General features: G+C 66.3%; 2 protein-coding genes. Both read left to right on the top strand.

What is annotated here, in order from left to right; all coding sequences use genetic code 11:
• Positions 1 to 225: 225 nt before the first annotated feature.
• Complete coding sequence (locus OP79_RS48850; protein ID WP_051745919.1) at positions 226 to 1,119, top strand: IS5 family transposase; 894 nt, start codon at positions 226 to 228, stop codon at positions 1,117 to 1,119.
• Between the two features lie 14 nt (positions 1,120 to 1,133).
• Positions 1,134 to 1,505 (top strand): hypothetical protein, encoded by a 372-nt coding sequence (locus OP79_RS48855; RefSeq protein ID WP_033329693.1) that lies wholly within the window; start codon positions 1,134 to 1,136, stop codon positions 1,503 to 1,505.
• Positions 1,506 to 1,612 lie beyond the last annotated feature (107 nt).

The raw sequence follows: 1,612 nt of genomic DNA on the forward strand, positions 1-1,612 counted from the left end.
CACGCCGCCAGCATGCGGAAGCACAGACGCAGAACGGGGTGTCCAGGGATGAGACAGGTGCAAGCCATACTGCGCCCCAGGCGTCACACCATGCAGCGCCTGGGCCACATCCACTCCACCTGCCCCCATGAGCCGACCAACCCGCACCGAGAAATGCAGGAGAAAACGCGCATCAATGGTGAAAACGACCTCTGAGAGGGCGTTTGAGATCTGCCGTGCCACAGGATGCAGGTGGTCGTTGAACCGGACGTGAGTGGTGCTGGGGAGCCGTATCCGTCGGACCTGACCGAGGAGCAGTGGGCGTTGGTGGAGCCGTTGTTGCCTGCGCCGCGAACGGGGCCGAAGGGCGGGCGGCGAGAGAAGCATCCGCGGCGGCGGACCGTGGACGCGATCATGTATGTGGTGCGGACCGGGTGCGCTTGGCGACAGCTGCCGCACGACTTTCCGCCCTGGCAGACCGTGTATTGGTACTTCGTGCGCTGGCACGATGAGGGCACTGTCACTCGCATCCACGACGCCCTGCGCGATCAGGTCCGGCGGGGCGAGGGCCGGAATGTCGAGCCCACGGCCGGACTCATCGATTCGCAGTCGATACGCACCGCAGACACCGTCCCGGCCGACACCCGCGGCTTCGACGCAGGCAAGAAGGTCAAGGGCCGCGAGCGGTTCATCGTCACCGACACCCTCGGCCTTCTGCTGACCGTCCACGTCATGGCGGCCAGCATCCAGGACCGCGACGGCGCAAGGCGCTCCCTGCTGTGGACCCGACTGGACCACCCAACGGTGCTGAAGGTCTGGGCCGATCAGGGATTCGCCGGCCGCCTCGTCGACTGGGCCGCCAACACCCTCAACCGCATGGTGGAGATCGTCCGCAAAGAGCCAGGCCAGCGAGGCTTCCAGGTTCAGCCCAAGCGATGGGCCGTGGAGCGCACGTTCGCCTGGCTCACCTCCCACCGCCGCCTGGCCCGCGACTACGAGCACCACACCGCCCACGCCGAAACCATGATCCGCTGGGCCATGATCAGCGTGATAGTCCGCCGGCTCACTCGCGAGCGCCCAGCCCGTAGGCAGGGGCTTCGACCTTCGTGCCGCACCGCCCGCGGAGGGGCGGCGCGATAGGCGATCATCGCCACATGGAGCGAGTCATAGATCTCGACGAAGTTGCTGCCGCAGTCGCTGCCCACCAGCCCGCCTGGCAGGCAGCAGGGCTGACCGTCGGGCCTGTGACCTGGCGCGACGAAGCAGCTCCCTGGCCGCAGCGGCTCGAGACTGACAGGTCCAAGGTGAGTGATCCCGACTCAATCGGCATCCACGTACGCAACTCGCACGAGGCCGAACTGCACGTTGTCCTCTACCGCGGCGGGTGGGCCGACGTCGACTACATCGCGAGTATCGACGACGCAGACGTGATCCCTGCCCCGGCAATGACTTCCGCCCAGGTCTTCGGAGCCTTGCTCGACACCTGCGTGGCGCGCGTCTTCGGTTTTCACCGCACCATCGAGTAGGGCACGGTTCTCAGTGGGCGGTTCGTGAGTCTATGAGTGGTTCTGGTATCACCTGATGGTGTGGGTGAAGCCGGAACGTTCCGGTCCGGTGCAGGTGGTCTGCTGGG

It is taken from the genome of Streptomyces yerevanensis, assembly GCF_000716805.1.
Classification (GTDB): domain Bacteria; phylum Actinomycetota; class Actinomycetes; order Streptomycetales; family Streptomycetaceae; genus Streptomyces; species Streptomyces flaveus.